Raw genomic sequence first — 16886 nt, forward strand, 5'->3', positions numbered from 1 at the left:
CTTTTCAAACTATTGCACCCGCAGTTGTTCCACAGTGATCGAAAAACCTTCAGGAAACGCCATGACTGACACCAGTACCTCCGTAGTAACCACCTATTATCTGGAAATGCGTGAGCCGTCTCAGTTACGCAGCAAGAGCAACCCGGCTCAGGATTTCCGGGTAGAGAAGGTTGGCATTCCACAGCCTGCATTTAACTCCTTCCTGTACTCATTGGTGGGCAAGCCATGGCAATGGACCGACAAACTGGTCTGGAGCGAAAGGCAGTGGCAACAGTACCTGGAGGAGTGCAACGTACACACCTGGGTCGCCTATAAGAACGGCGCCATTGCCGGTTACTATGAGCTACATGTACAGGCTGAAGGTGATGTAGAGATTGGCTATTTTGGTTTGGTCGACACCTTCACAGGCGCAGGGCTGGGTGGTTACTTCCTCAGCCATGCGATTGAGTCCGCCTGGTCACTGGGCGCCCATCGGGTATGGGTGCACACCTGCACGCTGGACCACCCGGGCGCTCTGGCCAACTATAAAGCGCGTGGCATGACGGTATATAAAGAAGAAACAGAATAAGCGGTCAGCATCCTTATGCTGCCTGCTGACAGGCAGGCAGCATCTAAAGCCTCTCAATTCAGGTCAGAGCCCGCATCTGCCTCAGTGATGCCCGCCACCTCAGCATCGTCATCAAACTGCATCTCCGCCATATCAAGCAGCTCTACCGGCATCAGTTTGCTGGGCTTGGCACCCAGCTCAACGAAACGCTGTGCACGGCTGACCAGATTGCCCCGCCCTTCGGAAAACTTGTTCATGGCTTTCTGATACGCCGCCTGACTCTGGTTAAGCTCCTGCCCCAGACGCAACATGTCTTCTGCAAAACCACGCAACTTGTCATATAAATCAGCGGCTTGTGCGGCAATAATCTGCGCGTTGCGGTTCTGCTTCTCGTATTGCCAGATGTGATTGATGGTTCTCAGCACTACCAACAGGTTAGTTGGACTGACCAATAGAATGTTGTTCTCCAGCCCGAACTGGAACAGATCGGGGTCATGCTCAATGGCGGTGAGAAAGGCCGCTTCAATGGGAATGAACATCAGCACGTAGTCCAGCGTGCGGATTCCCTTGAGGTTCTGATAGTCCTTGGCCCCCAGGCCTCTGATATGATTGCGCAGCGCCTGACAGTGCCGCCTCAGCGCCTCCTGCCGAATCAGCTCGTCCTCGCTGCTGTGGTAGGTTTCGTAATCAACCAGAGACACTTTGGCATCGATAATGATGTCTTTCTCGTCTGGCAGATGGACGATTACATCAGGCTGATAACCTTTACCATCAATACTCTTCAGCGCGACCTGCGTGTGATATTCATGCCCCTCTCGTAACCCGGACTCCGATAGCACACGGGACAGAATCATCTCCCCCCAGTTGCCCTGCAGCTTTTTATCGCCCTTCAGAGCACGCGTCAGGTTCAGCGCTTCTTCACTCATACGCTGATTCAACTCTTTCAGCGTACCTATTTCATGGCGCAGAGTGCGTCGCTCGAACGCCTCTTTTTCATAGGTATCCTGCACCTGACGCTTGAACTCTCCCAACTGCTCTTTCAGAGGAGCGATCAATCCATCCAGCTGGGATTTGTTCTGCTGTGTAAATCGCTCGGCACTGGAGTGGAAGATACGCTGTGCGAGATTCTCAAACTGCTGTTTAAGCTGTTCTTCAGCACGCTGTAGCAGAGCCAGCTTTTCCTCATGCTGGCGTTGCTCTGCGGTCATACGGGTATTCAGCTCACGAATGGTTGCTTCCGCATCGGTCAGCTGCTGCAGCCGCTGCTCGTGATGCTGACGAAGCTGCGTCAGCTCCTGCTGGGTCTGCTGGAAATGCAGCAGCCGTTCGCGCGACTGGGCCAGTTCGGTGTCAGCACGATGCTTTTCCTCCTGCACCTCACGCAGTTGTACCTCGGCATCGTCAAAGCGCTCTCGCAGCTCGTCAAGGCGATCACCCAACCGCTGGCGATCACTCTGCAGGGCAATGATCCGCTCCCCCTTGTCGCGCAATTCCTGCCTGTGCCGCTCAAGCGAAAGTTGCAACGCCTGGCGCTCTTCTCTGAACTCACTCAGTTGTTGCTGGGAACGGTGCTGATCCTCCTGAAAACGTTCAGAAGCCGTTTGCCATTGCTGCTCCCAGGCATTGCGCTGCAGCACAAACTGACGGCGGGCAATCGCGCTGGCTACCAGCCAGCCGGCAAGAAAAATACCCAACCCCAGCAGAATCAAACCGACTGGAAAACTACCTTGCAAGATAGGCATTTTGCATCTAAACCCTTAACTGCACTTGTTTCTGGGTGCGACCTGTTTTTTTCAATGTATGTGAATCCTTTTCGCTTAAGTGTTTACAAAAGCAGATCACTGTGTCTAGTATCCTCAACTTGCTCGTGATCTCAAACGCGAAAGTCAAATAAAAACAACGCATACCTTCGGCATGCCTGATAAAAACCAACATCCTTAACCACTACTGACAGAGATCCTGTTTAGCTAAGGAGTATTACAATGAAGCGAGGTTTAGCCGTTTTCGCCGCCACCGCTCTGGCCGCCGCCATGGCCACGGCAGCTCAGGCTTCAACCCTGGTCTATTGCTCGGAAGGAAGCCCAGAAGGCTTCAACCCGCAGTTCTACACCTCTGGTACTACCTTCGACGCCACTTCCAAGAACATCTTCGACAAACTGGTCGAGTTCGAGCGCGGTACTACCACTATCGTTCCAGGCCTCGCTGAAAGCTGGGACATCTCCGAAGATGGCACGGTATATACCTTCCATCTGCGCAAAGGTGTGAAATTCCATACATCCAAGCTGTTCAAGCCAACCCGTGATTTCAACGCCGACGACGTATTGTTTTCCTTCAACCGTCAGTGGAAGAAGGATGATCCGTTCCACAGCGTTTCCAACGGCACTTATGAATACTTCGATGCCATGGACATGGGTAACCTGCTGAAAAGCATCGAGAAGGTGGACGACTATACCGTCAAGTTCACCCTGACTCATCCGGAAGCCCCCTTCCTGGCTGACATCGCCATGGACTTCGCCTCCATCATGTCCAAGGAATATGCCGACAACATGATGAAAGCGGGCACTCCCGAGAAGATCGATATGGATCCTATCGGTACTGGCCCCTTCCAGTTTGTTCAGTATCAGAAAGACTCCGTCATTCGCTACGTAGGCAACAAGGACTACTGGCAGGGCGCGCCCAAGATCGACAAGCTGATCTTCTCCATCACCCCCGATGCCTCTGTGCGTTACGCCAAGCTGAAAGCGGGTGAGTGTCAGGTCATGCCTTATCCCAACCCGGCTGATCTGGCGGAAATGAAGAAAGACGCCAATATCAACCTGATGACTCAGGCGGGTCTGAACGTGGGTTATCTGGGTTACAACACCAAGAAAGGCCCCATGGCCAAAACTGAAGTGCGTAAGGCGCTGAATGCCGCGATCAACAAGTCAGCCATTCTGGAGGCGGTATATCAGGGTGCTGGTCAGGTAGCCAAGAACCCGCTGCCCCCTACCATCTGGTCTTACAACGAAGATACCGTTGACGATCCGTATGATCCCGAACAGGCCAAGAAAATGCTGGCCGAAGCGGGCTATCCTGACGGCTTCGAGACCACTATCTGGGCTATGCCAGTACAGCGTCCTTACAACCCCAACGCCCGTCGTATGGCAGAAATGATCCAGGCAGACTGGGCCAAAATTGGCGTTAAAGCCAAGATTGTCAGCTATGAGTGGGGGGAGTATCTGAAGCGCACCAAAGAAGGTGAGCAGGATGCGTTCATGCTGGGCTGGACCGGTGACAATGGTGACCCCGATAACTTCCTGAGCGTACTGCTGGGTTGTGCCGCTGTCGGCGGCTCAAACCGTGCCCAGTGGTGTAATCAGGAGTTTGACGACCTGATCAATCAGGCCAAACAGGTCTCCGATCAGGCCAAACGTACTGAACTGTACAAACAGGCTCAGGTAGTATTCAAGCGTGAAGCGCCATGGGCAACCATCGCGCACTCCGTAGTCTTTGAACCCGTCCGTAAGGAAGTTAAAGACTATAAGATCGACCCGTTTGGCGGACACATCTTCTACGGCGTCAGCGTAGAGTAATCCACTACCAGGCAAAGGAAGGCATGGCTTGTGCAAGCCATGCCTTTTTTTATCTGGGATCCGCCAACAGGTTAGTACAGGAAAAGCCTGCCTGATGTTGCTGCTACCGCAGTGATAGAAGGCGGGCTCTTCTGCAATCGTCGGATGTAACTATGCTGCAATTCATATTCAGGCGCCTGCTTCTAGTGGTGCCGACCTTTATCGGGATTACCCTCCTGACCTTTTTTCTGATCCGCCTGATTCCGGGTGATCCGATCGAACTGCTTGCCGGTGAGCGTGGTGTTGACCCTGCCCGCCACGCCATGCTGATGGCGCAAATGGGCCTGGACCAGCCCATTCTGGTGCAATACATGCATTACATTGCCGATGTTCTGCGAGGCAATCTGGGCACCTCGATCAGTACCCGTGAACCGGTGCTGCATGAGTTTTTGACCCTGTTCCCCGCCACTGTTGAACTGTCACTCTGCGCCACGCTGTTTGCCATCATCATTGGTTTGCCTGCCGGCATTCTGGCTGCAGTCAAACGCGGCTCGGTCTTCGACCATTCTGTAATGACGATTTCCCTCACCGGATATTCAATGCCTATTTTCTGGTGGGCACTGCTATTGATGCTGGTGTTCTCGGTCAATCTTGGCTGGACGCCTGTTTCCGGCAGGATTGATGTGACCTACTGGGTCGATGATGTCACCGGTTTTATGCTGATTGACTCCCTGCTGTCGGACGACAAGGGTGCGTTCCTCTCCACCCTCAGCCACCTGATATTGCCCAGTATTGTGCTCGGCACCATTCCGCTGGCGGTTATTGCACGTATGACCCGCTCCTCCATGCTGGAAGTACTGGGTGAAGACTATATTCGTACCGCCCGTGCCAAGGGGCTGGCCCCCAAACGCGTCATTTTTATCCACGCGTTGCGTAATGCCCTCATCCCCGTAATCACCGTTATCGGCTTGCAAGTCGGCACTTTGCTGGCAGGTGCGATCCTGACGGAAACCATCTTCGCCTGGCCCGGCGTCGGCAAATGGCTGATCGAAGCCATCCACCGCCGCGACTATCCCGTGGTTCAGGGCGGCATTCTTATCGTTGCCACCCTGATCATTCTGGTGAATCTGCTGGTGGACATTCTGTATGGCGTGGTCAACCCGCGCATCCGCCATAACAAGTAACGAAGGGTACAGCTGATGAGTGAATCCACCCTGACTAGAAACACTGTTCAGGCCAATCAGCCACCCTCACCCCTGCGTGAGTTCTGGAGCTATTTCCGGACCAACAAGGGTGCCCTGGTCGGTCTGTGGTTTATTGTCGCCATTATGGTGGTCGCCTGCCTGGCAGAGCTGGTCGCCCCGCATTCGCCGTTTGAACAATTCCGCAATGCCCTGCTGCAACCGCCAGTCTGGCAGGAAGGCGGCAGCTGGGAATTTATCCTAGGCACCGATGATGTCGGCCGCGATATTCTTACCCGCCTGATTTATGGCGCGCGCCTGTCATTGATGATCGGCTGTTCAGTAGTCGTACTGTCACTGTCGGTCGGCATCGTGCTGGGCCTGCTGGCCGCCTATTTCCGCGGTGTTGTGGAAGTGGCCATCATGCGTCTGGTCGATATCATGCTGGCTTTGCCGAGCCTGCTGCTGGCCATCGCCATCGTCGCCATTCTTGGCCCAAGCCTGCTCAACTCCTCACTGGCGATTGCCATCGTGTCACTGCCGCACTATGTTCGCCTGACTCGTGCCGCCGCTCTGGCGGAAATCAGCCGGGACTACGTGACCTCTGCCCGTGTCGTGGGCGCTGGCCCGCTGCGCCTGATGTTCATCACTTTGCTTCCCAACTGCTTACCACCGCTCATCGTACAGGCAACACTGGGCTTCTCCAGTGCGGTACTGGACATGGCGGCCCTTGGCTTCCTGGGTCTGGGTGCCCAGCCTCCTACTCCGGAGTGGGGTTCCATGCTGGCTGATGCGCTGCAGTTCGTTCAACGTGCCTGGTGGGTTGTGACCTTCCCCGGCCTGATGATCCTGCTGACCGTACTGGCATTCAACCTGATGGGCGACGGTCTCCGTGATGCCCTTGATCCCAAGCTGAAGCACTAAGGAGGCACCGTGGCATTACTCAGCATCAAGAACCTCACGGTCACCTTCGGTGAGGGTGATAACCCTTTCCGCGCCGTTGACCGTATCAGTTACACCGTGGATGAGGGCGAAGTGCTCGGTATCGTCGGTGAGTCTGGCTCAGGCAAGAGCGTCAGCTCCCTGTCGGTCATGGGTCTTATCGACTACCCGGGTAAGGTCAAGGCCGATGAGCTGACATTCGATGGCAGTGACCTGCTCAGCCTGTCAGCCAAAGCCCGCCGCAAGATCACCGGTGATGATATCGCCATGATCTTTCAGGACCCGATGACCAGCCTGAACCCCTGCTTCACCGTCGGCTACCAGATAGTCGAAGCCCTGAAAGTGCATGGTGGAGGCAGCAAGAAAGAGTTGAAAGCACGTGCTATTGAGCTGCTCAAGCAGGTCGGTATTCCGGCACCAGAAAGCCGTTTTGACAACTACCCCCACCAGCTGTCTGGCGGTATGAGCCAGCGCATGATGATTGCCATGGCCATCGCCTGCAATCCACGGCTGCTGATTGCGGATGAACCGACCACCGCGCTGGATGTCACCATTCAGGCACAGATCATTGATCTGCTGGTGAATCTGCAGAAAGCCCGGGGCATGGGCCTGATCCTGATTACGCATGATCTGGCACTAGTGGCTGAAGTCGCCAACCGTATTGTGGTGATGTATGCCGGTCAGATCGTCGAAATGGCCCCTGCCGATCAGCTGTTCGTCACCCCGCGCCACCCCTACACCCAGGCGTTGCTGCGCTCTCTGCCAGAGCACTCTGCCGGCGACTCACGGTTGCAGGCGTTACCCGGCGTAGTGCCCGGCAAGCATGACCGCCCGCAGGGCTGTCTGCTCAACCCGCGTTGCCCCTATGCCACTGATCGCTGCCGTAAGGAAGAACCAGGCCTGCAGCCCTATCCGGGTAACAGCGCACGCATGGTGAAATGTTTTTATCCGCTGAATGATGAGGGGAGCCCGGCAGTATGAGCGAACCGATCCTGTTGGAAGCCCGCGATCTGAAACGTCATTACGACGTACGTCAGGGCCCGTTTAAACCTCACGCCACGGTCAAAGCACTGGACGGCGTTTCCTTCCGTGTCGAGCGGGGCAAGACGCTGGCCGTGGTCGGCGAATCAGGTTGTGGCAAGTCGACACTGGCCAAACTGCTGACGCTGATCGAGCAGCCCACCGCAGGTCAGCTGATGCTGGATGGCAAGGATGTCAGCGGTGCCAGCAAGCAGGAGCTGGCGCAACTGCGGCAGAAAATCCAGATCATTTTCCAGAACCCTTATGGCTCGCTGAACCCGCGTCAGAAAATTGGTGCCATTCTGGAAGAACCACTGGTGATCAACACCTCACTGACCAAGGCTGAGCGCAAGGAAAAGGCGCTGGCCATCATGCGCAAGGTGGGCCTGAAGGAAGAACATTATCAGCGCTATCCGCACATGTTCTCCGGTGGCCAGCGTCAGCGTATCGCCATTGCCCGTGGCCTGATGCTCAACCCCAGTGTGGTGGTAGCTGACGAGCCCGTGTCGGCACTGGACGTGTCGGTTCAGGCACAGGTGCTGAACCTGATGATGGATCTGCAGGATGAACTGGGCCTCAGCTATATCTTCATCTCTCACGATCTGTCAGTGGTGGAGCATATTGCTGATGAAGTGATGGTGATGTATCTGGGCAAGGTCGTGGAGAAAGGGCCAACAGCGACGATCTTTGATGATCCGCGCCATCCATATACCCGCGCTCTGCTGTCATCTACCCCACGACTGGACCCGAGCAAGCGGATTGAGAAGGTGAAACTGCTGGGCGAACTGCCTTCACCGTTGAATCCGCCCGCTGGCTGTCCTTTCCATGGCCGCTGCCAGTTCGTGCAGGATCGTTGCAAGAGCGAGGTACCGCCGCTGCAAAGCCTGCAAGGTCGTCTGATTGCATGCCATGGCGTGGAGGAAGGCCGACTCTAGCCTCAGAGACTCAGCCAGTAGTAAGCAAAAGCCGGGAATCTTCCCGGCTTTTGTGTTTTTACCCAGTCACTCATCAAAAAATTCGTTGGTTTACATTGTACAAAGGGCACTGAGCAGCGCAGCACGAAATTCATCGGGCGCCGACAACTGCGGTGAATGGTCCGCCTCGGCGAAAACGGTTGCCTGCGCCTGCGGCATCTGCTCGCAAAGATATTTCACCACTCCAACGGGATAAAACTGGCTTTTCCCTCCGTACAGCAGTGCGACTGGCACGCTGATGGTTGGGGGCACATCACGCCAGTCCTGCCGGGTCATGTCCTGCCATAGCTGAATCAGTGCTGGTGCATAGAGCGTACTCAGGTACGTGCGCAGCTGCTGAATCAGCGGATGGTCCTGTTCAATGGCTGCGGTAATACGAGGATTAAGCCCCCTTGCCGCCAGATGCAGTGCCGCCTCAGCAAAATCCTGCTGCATCTCGGCCTGCAACGCCTGATTCTGAGCCTCATCGAAGTGGCCATAGATAGCAAACGGCCAGTCCCCTTTTTTCAGCAAGCAGGGTGACTGATCAATAAACACCACACCACGCAAATGATCGCTGCCAAAACGGCGGATGTAGTGCCACAGCAGCATCGCACCCATGGAATGGCCGACAATGACAGGATGACGAATCTGAAAGTGTTCAAGCATGAAATGCAGATCATCCACCAGCTGATCCAGGCTCATCGCCGTGGCTGTCTGCAAGGGTGCCGGGCGGTGTCCGCGGGCGCGCCACGCAATGACCTGATGTTCAGCAGCCAGATCATCAATAAAGGGCATCCAGATATGCGGGCCGGAGGTCCAGCCGTGTAACAGCACCAGTGGCGTGCCTTGCCCCTGCACCAGCACATCAATCGGCTCACCATCAGGCAGTATAAGGGTCTGCACTATCATTCTCCTTTGCCAGTTTTCCGCATCGTTAATACCCGCCAGGTGACAGCCTGCCGAACAGATTAGCCCGACAGGATGACTCAGCCATGAAACTCGTTGACCATCTGATGACAACTCAATCAGATTTTCTGAACAGGTTCGCCAACTATTTTTGATATTCATGTTCAAACAGGCTGTGCACAATGGCACCTATCGCAACCACTGAATCCGCAACAGGACATCAAGGAGCTTCACAATGGCTAAAGTACTTGCACTCTATAACAGCCTGATGGGCGACAACGGTAACTCCACTCAGCTGGTCAACCTGTTCCTGCAAAAGTATCAGGCACAGAATGCTGGCTCCAGCGTCACCAAGCGTGATCTGGTTGCTGAAGCCCTGCCTCACCTGACACTGGCTGAAATGGGTGCGTGGATGACTCCCGCTGACCAGCGTACTGCAGAGCAGCAGGAAGTGGCTGCACTGTCAGACAACCTGATCAAAGAAGTACAGGACAGCGACGTTATCGTTATCGGTATGCCACTGTACAACTTCGGTATTTCTTCCCAGTTCAAAGCCTGGGTTGACCGTATTGCCCGCGCTGGCGTGACATTCAAATACACTGAGACCGGCCCGGTAGGCCTGATCACTGGCAAGAAAGTGTATGTACTGGCCGCTCGTGGTGGCATGTATCAGGGTACCTCTGCAGACAGCCAGACCCCTTACCTGCAGACCACGCTGGGCTTCCTGGGCATGACCGACGTAGAGTTCGTCTACGCTGAAGGTCTGGCCATGGGCGATGAGTCCAAGAGCAAAGCGTTGTCAGCAGCTGACAGCGCCATCAGCGAACTGGCCTAACTGCAAGCTGCAAGCTGCAAGCTGCAAGCCAACAGTGTGTATAAACAACAGGAGCCTGGTGCTCCTGTTGTTGTTTGGCTCCGAGACAACACTCCGTTGAGCTAGCGATGGCCGCTCCAGTGCGCAGGGCATCTCTGCTAGACTGCCGCAACGCAGCAGACGCCCGCAAGAGAGTGAGCCATGGTCCTGGTCAACACCCTTATTCCTATTTTCGTCCTGATCGGCCTTGGCCTGTTCACTCGCCATATCAGGCTGTTCGACAGCCAGTCCATACAGGTTTTCAACCCCTTTATCCTGTACATCTGCCTGCCGCCTCTGTTCTTCTGGTCAACCGCCTCAGTCGCTCTGACAGAAATTCTCAACTTCCGCTTTATTGCCATTACGCTGGTCGCATCGTTACTCAGCGGCGCTCTGGTCTGGTGGCTGGCAAAGCGCTTCTGGAACATCCAGCACCCTGCTGATCGAATGCTGCTCAGCCTGAGCGGGCTCAATCCCAATACTATTTATATGGGCGTACCGCTGTTTACCCTGCTGTACGGTAGCCATGGCACCCTGCCTGTCATCGTCTCATCGCTGACGTTCAATATTCTTTTTATGGGTCTGGGCATGGCGTTGCTGGATCACCTTACCCAGCCTGAACCTACCCGGATCAGAACACTGCTCGTCCGGCTGTTTGTGAAGAATCCACTGTTCATGCCCCCTCTGCTGGGGATGCTCTGGTCAGCCTGTGGCCTGCCCAAGCCGGAAGCCCTGTCAGGTTTGATGACGCTGCTGGCACAAGCCACCGCTCCGGTCGCTCTGTTCACCATGGGGCTCAGTCTGTATGGCCAAAGTGTGCGCGGTCAGCTGAAGCCCATCCTGCTGATCAGCAGTATCAAACTGCTGGTGCACCCCCTGCTCGCACTTTTGCTGGCATCACTGATATGGCCTTTGCCCCGTCTCTGGATGGAGGGCGTGGTACTGGCAAGCGCGTTACCGGCTGCCGCCATGGTCAGTGTTTTTGCGCTGAAGTATGAACGTCAGGTCAGCGTGGTCTCGTCGGTGATCGTTATCAGTACCCTCGTCTCACTGCTGACACTGAGTGGCTGGATGCTGATACTGCCGTATTTACCTGCTGTTGATTAGTTATCAGATGACGTGTTCAGCGTCTTGGCTCGACCGGCAAAAGCCAGCGCTGATCCTGACTAACTGCAAACTTCACTTTACAGAAACATGACTCTGTAAAAATCGCATCTATACTTCTCTCAGTAATCAAACCCTGTTCACTCACTGCCTTTCTCTGCTATCGCGTCAGCTCTCACGTGGCGCCTGTGAGATGGTATGGCTCAGGTCGAAATCCAGCCGCTCATCTCCTATGCTAATTGGCAGGGCGTAAGCGCCTGACCGATAAACTTTCTCGTTGATGGATGAGCAAACGCTCGCTAGCGCCGCGACCAGACCCCGGTAGAGGCTTGTAGATGGTCAGTATGAAGTCAGGCAGATATAGAAGGTTATGGCTGTTAGTGCTGCTATGGCTCTGGCAATGTGCCCAGACTGCCTCGGCTGCACCTGATCAAGAGCTCCTTGCCGTTGGCGATGCCCGCTTCCCCCCTTACGAGTATCTGACTCAGGATGGTCAGCCCGCTGGCTTCAATATTGATCTGCTGCAGGCTATCGCCAGAGAAAGCAAACTCAATATAAGAAGCAGACTGGGCGAATGGCATCTGGTGCTGGATGAGTTCAATCGTGGCGATGCACAGATCATTGCGGTTTATGCCTCTCCTGAACGCCGCGACAACTATCTGCTGTCTGACCCGATTACCATCACCTCCTATATTCTGGTTCGCAACGTCAACTCCCCTTCGATGCAGGGTCCATCGTCTCTCGGTGATCGCGAAGTCGTGGTTCAGGCAGGCTCTTACGGTGAAAGTAGCCTGCTACAAAATCTTCCTCATGCGCAGCTGATCAAGGCTCCCTCAGAATGGGACGTTCTGCGCATGGTGAATGAAAACCGTTATGCCTACGGCTACGTCACCTTCCAGACTGCTGGTTACATGATCCACAAGGGAGATTTCAGTAACGTTGTACTGACCGGCAGTGAAATCAGCTCTCACCCCTATGTCTTTGCCGTGGCGAAAGGGAATACCGAACTGCTCAACGCCATCAACACCGGGCTGGATAAGGTCAAGGCGTCCGGTGAGTTCGATAACCTGTATAACACGTGGTTCCGGGATTACTACGAAGAAAACTTCCAGAGCATTCTGGCAGTCATCGCTGCCATTCTGATAGCCATACTGCTGATGCTGCTGTGGGTGGGCCTACTGCGCTATCAGATTGCCAAAGTACGCAGCTCACTGGACCGTGAATATCAGACACGTATTCAGGTAGAGAAACATCTGGCGCGTTTCGCCAAAACCCAGCAATGGATCACCAACTTCAGTAACGTCGGCATCTGGGTTTATGACTACCGCACCGAACTGCTGGAAATCAACGGCACACTGGCCGATACCCTGTCGCTCAGGACCATTGCCCTGCGCCTGCAGCTGGATGAAGTGCTCGAAGGCATCAGGGATACAGACCACGCCCACCTGCGTCGCTTCTTTTCCATCAAGATTCCCAACAGCAAACACATCTGTGAATGTCTGGTGATCACCAACGATGTACCAGAAAAAACCCTGCTGCTGCGTGGCCGACTGGATGAACAGGATGAACAGGCCCCCGGCAGCCGCGCCGTCGGTATCCTGCTGGATGTCACCGCCACTCAGACCATGCAAAAGCAGCTGCAGCGCAGCGAACGCAGTATGGAAGTGCTGGTGGCCAATATCCCCGGGGCCGTATTCCGCGTGCAGGCTAATCAGGATCTGGAGGTCAGCTTCGTTTCCGCAGGCCTCCGGCACATCATCGGCAGCGAAACCCTGCCCAAGTCCTCACCGGTCAAACAGCCCAATCTGAAAAGCATCATCCACCCTGCAGACTGGATTCTGGTGCGCGATACCCTGTGCCACGCCGCCGATGCCAATGAGTCTTTCTCCTTCAGTCACCGGGTCACCGACCTTGATGGCAACGTGCGCTGGGTGCTCAATCAGGGACAGGGCATGATCGACAACGAAACCGGTGTGGGCTGGATTGAGGGGGTCTTTTTCGATGAAACAGACCAGATTCTCAATGCCCAGCGCCTGGATTACCTCGCACACCGGGATCCGCTGACAGGGCTGGCCAATCGCTACACGTTCCAGCAACGCGCCGAACAGGCGCTACAGTCCGCCAGTCGCAATCAGCATCATCTGGCCTTCATCCTGATGGATCTCGATAACTTCAAGGCCATCAACGACAGTCTGGGCCACAATGTCGGCGACGAAGTGCTGATGCAGATATCCACCCGACTGGCCGACACCCTGCGTGCCAACGAGACGCTGTGTCGTATTGGTGGCGATGAGTTTGTGGTGGTGGTTCCCCAGGTCTTCCAGACGGATCATCTGCTGCCACTGATCCGCCGCTTGCGTGAAGCACTGACTACGCCAGTGGTCCTGTCCACTGGCCCTCTGTCACTGACGACCAGTATTGGCGTCAGCGTCTACCCGGAAGACGGCACGCAGGTTCAGGATCTGCTGAAGAGTGCAGATACCGCACTGTATGAATCGAAAGCATCAGGCAAAAACACCTTCACCTTCTTTACCAGTGAAATGGGGCGTCAGACGGAATATCGCTTCTGGATAGAAACCGAACTGCGCCGTGCGCTGGAGCAGCGCCAGCTGCATCTGGTCTACCAGCCGCAGTTCAGTCTCGACACCCTGCAACTCTATGGTCTGGAAGTGCTGATTCGCTGGAATCACTCCGAAGCCGGGCTCATCTCTCCCGCGGATTTTATTCCCATTGCCGAAAGTGCCGGACTGATTCAGTCCCTTGGCCACTACGTGCAGGAAACCAGTCTGCAGCAACTACGCCACTGGCTGGATCAGGGTTTCGAGCCCGGTGTGCTGTCTATCAACGCTTCCGTGCACGAACTGGGTGATGCTGGCTATTACAGCCGCCTGATCAAGCTGCTGGAGCATTACGACATCGCCAGAGAGCTGGTCACCATTGAAGTGACCGAAAGCATCTTTATCGATGACAACCCTACCCTCAAAGCCCAGCTCAACTCCCTCGTTGATCAGGGTATCCGTCTGGCCATTGATGACTTCGGCAAGGGCTATTCTTCACTTTCGTACATCAAGAAGATCAGGGCCGACCTTCTCAAAATCGATCAGAGCTTCGTGCAGGAACTGGGTAAAACGCCGGAAGCCGATGCACTGGTGATGGCCATGGTATCCATGGCCAATGCACTTGATATCCGGGTGCTGGCAGAAGGGTGTGAAGACGAACACACCCTTGAGATTCTCAAAAACTATGGTTGCCATCTGGTACAGGGTTATCTGCTGGCCCGCCCCATGCCGGCAGACCAGCTTCAGGCACAGTTTCTGCAAGCGCCCCTGCCTGAATCTGATACACTCGGTTGAATTTCATACCTCTGGGCATGCTTCGTCCGTTCTACCGGCATCCGCGCGGCAAAATGGTGTACTGGATCAGCACTATGAAATGGCACGGTGCGCCAATAAAGCGCAGTGCTGGCTCTTGCTGACTCACAATCATCACAATGCTGACTTAGCATCCGCCCTGCTTGAATTTTCATACCCAACGACCTGTTCATCCTCCCGCCAGCCTGTGCCTCGCCAGCACCCGGAAGAGTGATGAACTCGTGACTCATGCCAGACCGGAGAGCATGCATGCGGCTATTTTCCATTCAGGGGCGTTTGTGGCTGGGGTTCAGCACCCTTATCGTCGCCACCCTGATTCTTGGTGGACTGAGCACCTGGAACCTGCAACTGATCGACACCAACCTCAACCAGAATCTGCACTTCGATCAGATCAATTCTGATATGCAGGCCATTCGCACCAGTGAACGCACCTATCTGAAGCAGCCTGATGATGAAGGCAAGCAAGGTATCGCCAGCCAGATTGATGCCCTGCGTCAGGAGCTGTCGCGCAGCAATACAGCGGACAACAGCCAGAATGGGCGGCTGCAACAGCTGACCGAGCAAGTCGATCAGTACAGTCAGGCACTGGACAGCATTACCACGGCAATGCAATCACTGGAGCAGACGCAGCAAACCATGCTGACAGCCGCCGAGAAGGTCAGAGAGGCTGGACTGGATCTGATCGTTGAGCTGGAAATGCAGTATCAGGACATGCAGTCAGAAAACAGCGACGCCTCTGCCATGCAAAAGATTCTGGGGCAGATTGATGAAACCAATAACCTGATTCAGCTGATCTACCAGGCACGTATTGGCGAAAAGAACTTTCTGCTGGGCCAGGGTGACGAGGCCAAAACCGTAGTCAGCAGCAGCGGCGCGCTGCTCGATGAAACCTCGGCAAAGCTGGCACTGGAGCTGGGCGATGAGGAGAGTCGCAAGATCGCCCAGACCATCAACCAGAACAGCAAGACCTACATTCAGACGTTCGAGCAACTGGCAGAGGCCTATGGTAAACGTGATGCGGCTGGCAACACACTGCACGACGCTGCCAGCACACTGCAGGATGATCTGCTCAGCCTGAAACAGGAACAGCAGCAGCAAACCACCACTGTTATCGACACTACACGCACCACCACCCTGATTCTGGTGGTATTGCTGGTCGTCGTTGGCGTCTTGCTGAGTCAGGGCATCGCCCGCTCCATTGTCGCGCCCCTCAATGCGACCTCCGCCATGCTGGAAGATATCGCCCGCGGGGAAGGTGACCTGCGCAAGCGCCTTCCCGTCGCAGGCAAGGATGAACTCACCCGGCTGGCCAGTGCCTTCAACCAGTTTGTCGATAAACTGCAGGTCAGTATCAGCCGACTGGCACACATCGCCCATTCCATGGGTGGAGCCTCCTCCCAGCTGGCATCCACGGCTCAGGGCTCTCACCAGCAGATTCAGCAACAGCAGCAGGAAACCGAGCAGGTGGCCACCGCTATCGAAGAGATGGCCCAGACCGTTCATGGCGTGGCCCGTCATGCCGAACAGGCCAGCCAGCTGTCGGTGGAAGCGGATCGTGCTGCTGCGCAGGGCAGCACCGACATTCGCAACATGCAGCAAGCCTTGCAGCACCTGAGCGGTGACATCCGTTCGACAGCGACATCAGTGGACGACCTCAAGCGCCAGAGTCAGGGCATAGGCTCGATTGTGGATGTTATTCGCACCATTTCGGAGCAGACCAATCTGCTCGCACTCAATGCAGCGATCGAGGCCGCCCGAGCTGGCGAACAGGGGCGTGGGTTTGCCGTGGTGGCAGACGAAGTGCGTGCACTGGCACAACGTACCCAAACCTCAACCAATGAGATTCAGCAGGTGATTGCCAACCTGCAGCAGGGCTCAGATGCAACCAGTCAGGTGATGGAACAGAGCCTGACACGGCTGGAGCACACCATGAGCGGTGCGGATAAGGCCGTCCAGCAGCTGGAGGTCATCAGCCATAACATGGCCCGCATGGCGGAAATGAACACGTTGATTGCCAGTGCCGCCGAAGAGCAGGCTGCTGTGGCACAGGAGATAACCGGCAGTATCCATACTCTGGCCGAGCTAGCAGAACAGAGTAACAGCGATGCCCATTCGGTGGCCCAGGCCAGTCAGGCTGTGATGGAGCAGGCCAGCTCCGTCAATACCGAGGTAGGTCAGTTCCGTTACAGCTGATGATCATCAAGTAGCACGGTCTGATCTGTATCAGGCCGTGCCCTGCTAACGGGAGCCTACGGCGAGGGGCGGCACAGGTCTTGACAACTGCTGTCAGCTATATAACGACATTGCTCAACAATAATATGCCAGCATTTCAAATGAGAACTGTCACCTCTGGTAGCACCTTCTCCTGCAGAACGATAAAGACGTAACAGGCATACTTCCAACAACGCACCAAACTAGAGCATAAATTAATTTGGCAGGAGGCCGGATCAACCAC

General features: G+C 55.2%; 12 protein-coding genes. 10 read left to right on the forward strand and 2 right to left on the reverse strand.

Going from position 1 to position 16886, the window contains the following annotated elements; translation table 11 throughout:
- Nucleotides 1–61 precede the first annotated feature (61 nt).
- The gene (locus QCD60_RS28900; RefSeq protein WP_279790791.1) at nucleotides 62–568 is read left to right on the forward strand and encodes a GNAT family N-acetyltransferase; all 507 of its coding nucleotides are present in this window, start codon (nucleotides 62–64) and stop codon (nucleotides 566–568) included.
- Between the two features lie 53 nt (nucleotides 569–621).
- Here the strand turns inward: QCD60_RS28900 and rmuC are convergent, their stop codons facing one another.
- A complete protein-coding gene (gene rmuC / locus QCD60_RS28905) occupies nucleotides 622–2289 on the reverse strand; it encodes a DNA recombination protein RmuC (protein ID WP_279790793.1) in 1668 nt (555 codons plus the stop codon).
- A gap of 240 nt (nucleotides 2290–2529) precedes the next feature.
- On the opposite strand from rmuC, the gene QCD60_RS28910 reads away from it, so the two are divergent.
- The 5 genes from QCD60_RS28910 to QCD60_RS28930 all read left to right on the forward strand — a co-directional run bounded on the left by QCD60_RS28910 (nucleotide 2530) and on the right by QCD60_RS28930 (nucleotide 8176).
- Nucleotides 2530–4119, forward strand: a complete 1590-nt coding sequence (locus QCD60_RS28910) for an ABC transporter substrate-binding protein (RefSeq protein WP_279790795.1) — start codon at nucleotides 2530–2532, stop codon at nucleotides 4117–4119.
- 152 nt (nucleotides 4120–4271) lie between these two features.
- Entirely contained in the window at nucleotides 4272–5282 is a 1011-nt protein-coding gene (locus QCD60_RS28915) for an ABC transporter permease subunit (protein ID WP_104153910.1), read from the forward strand.
- Nucleotides 5283–5297: 15 nt separating this feature from the next.
- On the forward strand, nucleotides 5298–6203 hold the full coding sequence (gene dppC / locus QCD60_RS28920) for a dipeptide ABC transporter permease DppC (protein WP_104153911.1): 906 nt from the start codon (nucleotides 5298–5300) through the stop codon (nucleotides 6201–6203).
- A 9-nt stretch (nucleotides 6204–6212) separates the two neighbouring features.
- Nucleotides 6213–7202: a dipeptide ABC transporter ATP-binding protein gene (dppD, locus tag QCD60_RS28925; protein WP_279790799.1), complete on the forward strand. Its 990-nt coding sequence runs from the start codon at nucleotides 6213–6215 to the stop codon at nucleotides 7200–7202.
- Nucleotides 7199–8176 (forward strand): peptide ABC transporter ATP-binding protein, encoded by a 978-nt coding sequence (locus tag QCD60_RS28930; protein WP_104153913.1) that lies wholly within the window; start codon nucleotides 7199–7201, stop codon nucleotides 8174–8176. Before dppD ends, QCD60_RS28930 begins: the two co-directional genes overlap by 4 nt.
- Nucleotides 8177–8266: 90 nt before the next feature.
- On the opposite strand, the gene QCD60_RS28935 is transcribed toward QCD60_RS28930, so the two are convergent.
- Complete coding sequence (locus QCD60_RS28935; RefSeq protein WP_279790803.1) at nucleotides 8267–9100, reverse strand: alpha/beta hydrolase; 834 nt, start codon at nucleotides 9098–9100, stop codon at nucleotides 8267–8269.
- 238 nt (nucleotides 9101–9338) lie between these two features.
- Here QCD60_RS28935 and QCD60_RS28940 point away from each other — a divergent pair, with 238 nt between their 5' ends.
- The 4 genes from QCD60_RS28940 to QCD60_RS28955 all read left to right on the forward strand — a co-directional run bounded on the left by QCD60_RS28940 (nucleotide 9339) and on the right by QCD60_RS28955 (nucleotide 16624).
- Complete coding sequence (locus QCD60_RS28940) at nucleotides 9339–9938, forward strand: FMN-dependent NADH-azoreductase (RefSeq protein ID WP_279790805.1); 600 nt, start codon at nucleotides 9339–9341, stop codon at nucleotides 9936–9938.
- Nucleotides 9939–10118: 180 nt separating this feature from the next.
- Nucleotides 10119–11063 carry an AEC family transporter gene (locus QCD60_RS28945; RefSeq protein ID WP_279790807.1) on the forward strand — a complete coding sequence of 315 codons (945 nt, stop codon included), beginning with the start codon at nucleotides 10119–10121 and terminating at the stop codon, nucleotides 11061–11063.
- A 377-nt stretch (nucleotides 11064–11440) separates the two neighbouring features.
- On the forward strand, nucleotides 11441–14413 hold the full coding sequence (locus QCD60_RS28950; RefSeq protein WP_279790809.1) for an EAL domain-containing protein: 2973 nt from the start codon (nucleotides 11441–11443) through the stop codon (nucleotides 14411–14413).
- Between the two features lie 267 nt (nucleotides 14414–14680).
- The gene (locus QCD60_RS28955) at nucleotides 14681–16624 is read left to right on the forward strand and encodes a methyl-accepting chemotaxis protein (RefSeq protein WP_279790811.1); all 1944 of its coding nucleotides are present in this window, start codon (nucleotides 14681–14683) and stop codon (nucleotides 16622–16624) included.
- Nucleotides 16625–16886: the final 262 nt, after the last annotated feature.

The organism is Pokkaliibacter sp. MBI-7, from assembly GCF_029846635.1.
Taxonomy (GTDB): domain Bacteria; phylum Pseudomonadota; class Gammaproteobacteria; order Pseudomonadales; family Balneatricaceae; genus Pokkaliibacter.